General features: G+C 71.4%; 8 protein-coding genes. 6 read left to right on the forward strand and 2 right to left on the reverse strand.

Features of this window, described 5'->3' with window-relative positions:
- The first annotated feature begins 57 nt into the window (after positions 1-57).
- From LIU39_RS17620 to LIU39_RS17635, 5 genes are all read left to right on the forward strand, one after another.
- Entirely contained in the window at positions 58-390 is a 333-nt protein-coding gene (locus tag LIU39_RS17620) for a thioredoxin family protein (protein WP_227047693.1), read from the forward strand.
- Positions 391-448: 58 nt separating this feature from the next.
- Entirely contained in the window at positions 449-529 is an 81-nt protein-coding gene (locus LIU39_RS35610) for a putative leader peptide (protein ID WP_372463949.1), read from the forward strand.
- An 86-nt stretch (positions 530-615) separates the two neighbouring features.
- Entirely contained in the window at positions 616-1,122 is a 507-nt protein-coding gene (locus LIU39_RS17625) for a flavin reductase family protein (protein ID WP_227047694.1), read from the forward strand.
- Positions 1,123-1,334: 212 nt separating this feature from the next.
- The gene (locus tag LIU39_RS17630; protein ID WP_227047695.1) at positions 1,335-2,120 is read left to right on the forward strand and encodes an electron transfer flavoprotein subunit beta/FixA family protein; all 786 of its coding nucleotides are present in this window, start codon (positions 1,335-1,337) and stop codon (positions 2,118-2,120) included.
- An 84-nt stretch (positions 2,121-2,204) separates the two neighbouring features.
- On the forward strand, positions 2,205-3,167 hold the full coding sequence (locus LIU39_RS17635; RefSeq protein WP_227047696.1) for an electron transfer flavoprotein subunit alpha/FixB family protein: 963 nt from the start codon (positions 2,205-2,207) through the stop codon (positions 3,165-3,167).
- Positions 3,168-3,296: 129 nt separating this feature from the next.
- Here the strand turns inward: LIU39_RS17635 and LIU39_RS17640 are convergent, their stop codons facing one another.
- Together LIU39_RS17640 and LIU39_RS17645 are read right to left on the reverse strand one after the other, a co-directional pair.
- On the reverse strand, positions 3,297-5,531 hold the full coding sequence (locus tag LIU39_RS17640; protein ID WP_227047697.1) for a HelD family protein: 2,235 nt from the start codon (positions 5,529-5,531) through the stop codon (positions 3,297-3,299).
- Between the two features lie 220 nt (positions 5,532-5,751).
- Positions 5,752-6,270 (reverse strand): DinB family protein, encoded by a 519-nt coding sequence (locus LIU39_RS17645; RefSeq protein ID WP_227047698.1) that lies wholly within the window; start codon positions 6,268-6,270, stop codon positions 5,752-5,754.
- Positions 6,271-6,452: 182 nt separating this feature from the next.
- On the opposite strand from LIU39_RS17645, the gene LIU39_RS17650 reads away from it, so the two are divergent.
- The gene (locus LIU39_RS17650) at positions 6,453-7,724 is read left to right on the forward strand and encodes a DUF6986 family protein (RefSeq protein ID WP_227047699.1); all 1,272 of its coding nucleotides are present in this window, start codon (positions 6,453-6,455) and stop codon (positions 7,722-7,724) included.
- Positions 7,725-7,726 lie beyond the last annotated feature (2 nt).

Here is a 7,726-nt window from a genome sequence, read left to right on the forward strand (position 1 = left end):
GGACGTGGTGGGCGCCCGGCGCCCGCGTGCCCCACCACCGCGACGGAAGGCTGATCGGTGCGCGGACCCGACGACGGACAGCGGCTCGGCGCCGCGGACATCGGCACACAACCGGGGGAGCGGGCCACCCTCGTCCAGTTCTCCAGCGCCTTCTGTCAGCCCTGCCGCGCCACCCGCCGCACCCTCACCGAGGTCGCCGCGATGATCGGGGGCGTCACCCATGTCGAGATCGACGCCGAGGCCCATCTCGGCCTCGTCCGCAGGCTGGGCATCGAGCGCACGCCGACCGTCCTGGTGCTGGATGCGGCGGGCCGGATCGTGCGCCGCGCGGCGGGCCTGCCGCGCAAGGCCGACGTCATCGCTGCACTCGGCGAGGCGGTCCGTGATTGATCTCCCAGATACCGGGCGCCACTTGACGCTACGCCTTGTGAATCGTCAGCCTGACGCCATGCGGCCAGGAACCCTTTTGTACGGACGCGTGCACGTCGACCTTCTGCGGACCGCCAGCGCGCGCTGTCCGCGCGCGTGAGCGGCGACGACACCTCCGCTGCCGGTACCGGAACGACCGCCGGCGGCGCTGCCACGGCTCGTACACCACTGCAGAAGGACAATTCCATGACGGCATCGCCCGACCTCGGCACGCCCCGCACCGCCACCCCCGACCTCCTGCGCGCCGTCTTCCGGCAGCACGCCGCGGGGGTCGCGGTGATCACCGCGCAGGGGGCCCGCCCCGTCGGCTTCACCGCCACCTCGCTCACCTCGGTGGCCGCCGATCCGCCGCTGCTCTCGTTCGGCGTCGGCACCGCCGCCTCCAGCTGGCCGACGCTCGCCGACGCCGAGCACGTCGGCGTGCACATACTCGGCGAGCACCAGCAGGAACTGGCCGCCACCTTCGCCCGCAGCGGCGCCGACCGCTTCGGCCCGGCCACCTCCTGGCGCAGTGGTCCCGAGGGCGTGCCCCTCCTGGGCGGCGTGCTGTCCTGGCTGGTGTGCAAGGTCGTCGCCCGGGTACCGGCCGGCGACCACCGGATCGTGCTCGCCCAGCCGGTCGTCGGCGACCCGGCGGGGCCCGGCAGGCCGCTGCTGTACCACCAGGGACGCTTCAACGCGCTGCGCGACTGACGGGTTCCCGTAACGCTTCGTCAGCACCGGGTCGGGGCCGTTGGCCAGATCACAGTTCGACGGCCTTGATTCCGGGGACGAGACTGTATGTACTGGTGAGTAATATCGGTGTTGGCGCGGGGATCCCGAACCGACCCGGAGCCGCCCCAACAGGCGCCTATGCTGCCAGCACAAGGCAGTTCTGAAGAGACGAAGCAGGTAGGAGAGCCGGCGTGAGCTTGAGGATCGTTGTCTGTGTGAAGTACGTGCCCGACGCCACCGGCGACCGGCACTTCGCCGAGGACCTGACCGTCGACCGCGACGACGTGGACGGCCTCCTCTCGGAACTCGACGAGTACGCCGTCGAGCAGGCCCTGCAGATCAAGGAAGCGAACGACGACGCCGAGGTCACGGTCCTGACCGTCGGCCCCGAGGATGCCAACGACGCGCTGCGCAAGGCGCTGTCGATGGGCGCCGACAAGGGCGTGCACGTCGAGGACGACGACCTGCACGGCACCGACGCCCTGGGCACCTCGCTCGTACTCGCCAAGGCCATCGAGAAGACCGGCTACGACCTGGTCGTCTGCGGCATGGCCTCCACCGACGGCACGATGGGCGTGCTGCCCGCGCTGCTTGCCGAGCGGCTGAACGTGCCCCAGGTGACCCAGCTCTCCGAGATCGCCGTCGCCGACGGCAAGGTCACCGGCCGCCGTGACGGCGACACCGCCAGCGAGCAGCTGGAGGCCGTGCTGCCGGCCGTCGCGTCCGTCACCGACCAGTCGGGCGAGGCGCGTTACCCCTCCTTCAAGGGCATCATGGCCGCCAAGAAGAAGCCGGTGGAGTCGCTGGACCTGGACGACCTCGACATCGAGGCGGACGAGGTCGGCCTGGAGGGCGCTTGGACCAAGGTCGACGACGCGACCGAGCGTCCGGCCCGTACCGCGGGCACGGTCGTCAAGGACGAGGGAGAGGGCGGCAAGCAGCTCGCCGAGTTCCTCGCGGGCCAGAAGTTCATCTGATGCCCGCAGGCCGGGAGTTCACGCCGTGCGCCCCGGCCGGCCGCCCCTCAACCGCCTTCTTTCTTCCCGCAGGAGAGTCACCTCATGGCTGAAGTTCTTGTCTACGTCGACCACGTGGACGGTGCCGTCCGCAAGCCCACCCTCGAACTGCTCGCCCTCGCCCGCCGGATCGGCGACCCGGTGGCCGTCCACCTCGGAGCCGGCGCCGACACCGCCGCGCCGGTGCTCGCCGAGCACGGCGCCGTGAAGGTCCTGGCCGCAGACGCCCCCGAGTTCACCGAATACCTCGTCGCCCCCAAGGTCGACGCGCTCCAGGCCGCACACGAGGCCGTGTCGCCCGCCGCCGTGCTGCTGCCCTCCTCCGCCGAAGGCAAGGAGATCGCCGCCCGTCTCGCGGTCCGCATCGGCTCCGGCATCATCACCGACGCCGTCGACCTGGAGGCCGGCGACGAGGGCCCGGTGGCGACGCAGTCCGTCTTCGCCGCGTCCTTCACCACCAAGTCGCGCATCACCACCGGCACCCCGGTCATCACCGTCAAGCCCAACTCCGCCGCCCCGGAGGCCGCCCCTGCCGCCGGCACGGTCGAGCAGCTCGCGGTCACCATCGCCGAATCCTCCAAGGGCACCAAGATCGTCTCGCGCACCCCGCGCGAGTCGACCGGCCGCCCGGACCTGACCGAGGCCGCGATCGTGGTCTCCGGCGGCCGCGGCGTCAACGGCGCCGAGAACTTCCCGGTCATCGAAGCCCTCGCCGACTCCCTCGGCGCGGCCGTCGGCGCCTCGCGCGCCGCCGTGGACGCCGGCTGGTACCCGCACACCAACCAGGTCGGCCAGACCGGCAAGTCCGTCTCGCCGCAGCTCTACATCGCGGCGGGCATCTCCGGCGCGATCCAGCACCGCGCCGGTATGCAGACATCGAAGACCATCGTCGCCATCAACAAGGACGCCGAGGCCCCGATCTTCGACCTGGTCGACTACGGCGTCGTCGGCGACCTGTTCGACGTCGTCCCCGCGCTCACCGACGAGGTCAAGACCCGCAAGGGCTGAACCGCTCCCGGCTCCCCGGAGCCACGGTCCGCAGTGCCGAGGCCCCGCACCCAACTGGCGTGCGGGGCCTCGGCGTTGAGAGAAGGGCGCGCATGGGCCGACAGCGAGGGAGCCGGGCGATCACGACGCCTACCCCGCGTCCGCCAGCCCCCCGAGCGCCCCGGGCAGCTCGCCGGTGTGCAGCACTCCGAGGCGCTGGGTGGCGCGGGTCAGCGCGACGTACAGATCGCTCACCCCGTACTCGGCCGGCTCCACGACCAGCACCGTGTCGAACTCCAGCCCCTTCGCCTGCCGCGCGTCCAGCAGCACCACGTCCCGGGTGAGATCGGGCGCGGGCCCGTGCCCGGCGTCCGGCAGCTCCGCGAGGAGCGACGCGTGCAGCGCCGCCGGGGCGACGACCGCGACCCGGCCCCCGTCCCGCGCCGCCGCGGCCTCCCGCGCCACGGCAACGGCGAGGCCGTCCGCAGCGACCCGCAGCGCCCAGGGCCGCACCCCCGTCGACCGCACCGAACCCGGCGGCACGAACGACGGATCGTGCGCCCGCAGGAAACCGGCCGCCACCTCCATGATCTCGGCGGGCGTACGGTAGTTGACCCCCAGCCGCACGTGCTCCCAGCGGTCACCCACATACGGCTCCAAGATCCGTTCCCAGGAACCGAGCCCGGCCGTCTCCGCGGTCTGCGCCGGATCCCCGACGAGCGTCATGGAACGCGTCGGAATGCGCCGCATCAGCAGCCGCCAGGCCATCGCCGACAGCTCCTGCGCCTCGTCGACGACGATGTGGCCGAACGCCCAGGTCCGGTCGGCCGCCGCCCGCTCGGCCGCGCTGCGACGGTCCGCCTCCTCGTGCCGATCGGCCATCCGCTCCGCGTCGATGACGTCGTGCGCAGCGAGGACCTCGGACTCCTCGTCCTCGAACTCATACGTCTCCGAGCCGGCGGACAGTTCCAACACGCCCTGCGCGTACGCGATCCGCTCCTGGCGCTCGGCCTCGGCCGCGGCGCGGGCCGCACTGTCGTCCTCGCCCAGCAGCTCGGCGGCCTCGTCGAGAAGCGGCACGTCGGCCTCGGACCACGCCCCGCCCTGCCGCCGGATCAGCCCGGCCGACCCGTCGTCGAGATGGACCGGATCCGCGAGGAAGTCCGCGACGAACTCCTGCGGGGTGACCTGCGGCCACAGCTCGTCGACGGCCGCGTGCACCTCCCGGCTCGTCGCGATCTCCTTGCCCATCTGGGCGATGTCGCCGGGCCCCAGCAGATTGGGCCCGCCGAACGGGTCGGCGCCGATCCGCTCCGCCAGCTGCGCGGTGAGCGCGTCAATGACGTGGAACGCGAAGACGGGCCTGGCCAGATTGTGCGGCAGCCCGCACTCGCGGGCCCGCAGGCGCGCGTCCTCGGCCATCGCCCGGTCCAGCTGGAGCGTCCCGTAGCCGTCGTGGTCGATCTCCGTCGCCCGCTCGGGCACGGTCTGCCGGTCCCGCAGCGCCTTCGCCAGCACGCCGGCCATCGCGGCGCGCCCCTTGACCTCGGCGGCGGCCGGGCTGTCGGTGCCGGTGGCGCGCACACCGGGGAAGAGCTCGCCGATGGTGGCCAGCAGCACCCCGGTCTCGCCCAGGGACGGCAGCACGTCGCCGATGTAGCCCAGAAAGGCCGGATTCGGGCCGACGATCAACACCGCGCGCCGGGCCAGCAGCTCCCGGTGCTCGTACAGCAGATACGCCGCCCGGTGCAGCGCGACGACGGTCTTCCCGGTGCCGGGGCCGCCCTCGACGACCATCACGCCCTGGTGGGGCGCCCGGATGATGCGGTCCTGCTCGGCCTGGATGGTCCGGACGATGTCGTGCATCCGCCCCGTGCGAGCCGCGTCCAGCGTGGCCAGCAGGACTTCGTCGGCGTCCGCGCCCTCGTGGCCGGTGCGGGTCGGGTCGCTGAGGTCCATCAGCTCGTCGTGGAGTGCGGTGACGGTGCGCCCCTCGGTGGTGAGGTGCCGCCTGCGTCGCAGGCCCATCGGAGAATGCCCGGTGGCCAGATAGAAAGGACGCGCCATGTCCGCCCGCCAGTCGATCACCATGGGCGTACGGGACGGGTCGTCCTGCCGAATTCCGATGCGCCCGATGTGGTAAGTCCGGCCGTCCCGGAAGTCGAGGCGTCCGAAACAGAGCCCATTCTCTCCCGCGTGGATCGCACGGAGCAGCCCGGACTGCTCCGCCACCTGCACATCCCGCTCAACCCTGGCCTGAAAACCGCTCCCGACCTGCACGAGCGCGCCGCGCACCGACTCCTCGGCCTGCTCCCTGAGCTGATCGAGCCTGGTGTAGAGGCCGGTGATGAATTGCTGTTCCTGTCGTATTTCCTCGGTTGACAATTCCACTCCTGACGCGATACGCTTCTCTTGGAAGACTTGCTTTCATGTCTTTTCTGCGAAGACGTGAAGGATTAAATATACGCAGGATCAAGCCCCGGATGCCAATTCATCCGGGGCTTGTCTTTTGAGGAATGTGAGGAATCTGCCCGCTGGGGATCACGGCTCACGCCGGTCTCGGGCGCGCGGGCATTCCGGGAGCGGCGTGGCCGACCGGATGGTCCTAGGAGCCGGCCGCGCCGTCGATCCGCTCCCGCAGCAGATCCGCATGGCCGTTGTGCCGGGCGTACTCCTCGATCAGGTGGGTGTAGATCCAGCGCAGGTTGAGGTCGTGGCCCCGCGTCGTCGAGAACGCCTCGTCCAGGCCGCGGTCCGCCACCGCCGCGTCGCAGGCGGCGATCTCGTCGCGGAAGGCCGCGAAGACGGCCTCGGCGTCCGCCGGATCGATGTCGTCGAAATCGGCGTCCAGATTTTCCTCGGTGATGTAGTGCGAGCGGATCCGCTCGCGGGCGAAGCGCTGCCGGAACCACGCGCGTTCGACGTCCGTCAGGTGGCGCACCAGGCCGAGCAGGGTGAGCGTGGACGGTTCCGCGCTGCGCCGGGCGAGCTGTGCGGCGGTGAGCCCCGCGCAGTTGGCCAGCAGGGCGTCACGGTGAAAGTCCAGCCAGCCCTGCAGCATGTCCCGTTCCCCCGCTGCCTGCGGCATGGGGCGGCGCTCTATGTATGGTGCGGTCCACGTCATACGGAGAGTCTGGCGGCACGCGCCGCGGTGCGCCACGGGGTTTCCGGGGCCATGACCTGCGGGAGTGCGTCACGAGGGTGTTGACCTCGGTACCCGGCCCCGTTAACTTCGCTATACGGATTGTTGATTCCGTGAAGCGGAAAATGCCCGATGATCGGGCGGAAACACCGGGAGGGTGTCGAATGGGGCAGCAGGAGACCGTGGCAACGAGCCTTGCGCACACCGTACGTGAGGGAATCGGAGCCTCCCTCGCCGAGGTCGACGCGGACCTGGCGCGGCGCTACCCGGGCGACCCCGGCACCCGCCAGCCCGTCCACACGGTCTACGTACCCGGCGACGCCTTCACCGCGGACACCGTGCGCTCCTGGGGCGATCAGGCCCTCGCCGCCCTCGACGAACACGCCCCCGACGCCGAAGCCCTCGCCGGCATCCTCGGCATCCCCGAACACCTCGCGGTACCGGTGCACGACCGCGTACGCGCCAAACTGCGGCGCGAACCCATCGAGGACCTGCGCATCGACTTCGAGGACGGCTACGGCCCCCGCCCGGACGCCGAGGAGGACGAGGCCGCCGCCCGCGCCGCCGCTCTCGTCGCCGCCGCCCACCGCGACGGCACCGCCGTCCCCTACATGGGTATCCGGATGAAGTGCATGGAAGCCGCCGTACGTGACCGTGGCATCCGCACCCTCGACATCTTCCTCACCGGCCTCATGGACGCCGGCGGCCTCCCCGAAGGGCTCGTCCTCACCCTCCCCAAGGTGACCTACGCCGAACAGGTCACCGCCATGGTCCGGCTCCTGGAGGAGTTCGAGAAGGCCCGCGGCCTGGAGAGCGGCCGGATCGGCTTCGAGATCCAGATCGAGACCACCCAGTCGATCCTCGGCGCAGACGGCCGGGCCACCGTCGCCCGCATGATCGAAGCCGCCGAAGGCCGCGCCACCTCCCTCCACTACGGCACCTTCGACTACAGCGCCTCCTGCGGGGTCAGCGCCGCACACCAGTCCCTTGACCACCCGGTGGCCGATCACGCCAAGGCCGTCATACAGGTCGCCGCCGCAGGCACCGGCGTCCGCCTCTCCGACGGCTCGACCAACGTCCTGCCCGTCGGCGCCACCACCCAGGTGCACGACGCCTGGCAGCTGCACCACGGCCTCGTCCGCAGGTCACTGGCCCGCGCCTACTACCAGGGCTGGGACATGCACCCCGGACACCTGCCCACCCGCTACGCCGCCGTCTACGCCTTCTACCGCGAGGGCCTGGAGCAGGCCGCGGCCCGGCTCGCGGCGTACGTCGCCAAGGCCGGCGGCGACATCGCCGACGAACCCGCCACCGCCAAGGCGCTCAGCGGCTACCTGCTGCGCGGCCTGGACTGCGGCGCCGTCGACACCGCCGAAGTCGCCCGCCTCACCGGCATGACCCGCGCCGACCTCGACGGACTGGCGGGGAGGGGCTGAAG

The sequence above is a fragment of the Streptomyces pinistramenti genome, from assembly GCF_020564935.1.
GTDB lineage: Bacteria > Actinomycetota > Actinomycetes > Streptomycetales > Streptomycetaceae > Streptomyces > Streptomyces pinistramenti.

What these genes read in the sequence shown, in the direction of transcription:
- LIU39_RS17635 (WP_227047696.1), top strand. Translation starts at nt 2,205, where the DNA reads ATGGCTGAAGTTCTTGTCTACGTCGACCACGTGGACGGTGCCGTCCGC.
- LIU39_RS35610 (WP_372463949.1), top strand. Translation starts at nt 449, where the DNA reads ATGCGGCCAGGAACCCTTTTGTACGGACGCGTGCACGTCGACCTTCTG.
- LIU39_RS17625 (WP_227047694.1), top strand. Translation starts at nt 616, where the DNA reads ATGACGGCATCGCCCGACCTCGGCACGCCCCGCACCGCCACCCCCGAC.
- LIU39_RS17650 (WP_227047699.1), top strand. Translation starts at nt 6,453, where the DNA reads ATGGGGCAGCAGGAGACCGTGGCAACGAGCCTTGCGCACACCGTACGT.
- LIU39_RS17645 (WP_227047698.1), bottom strand. Translation starts at nt 6,270, where the DNA reads ATGACGTGGACCGCACCATACATAGAGCGCCGCCCCATGCCGCAGGCA.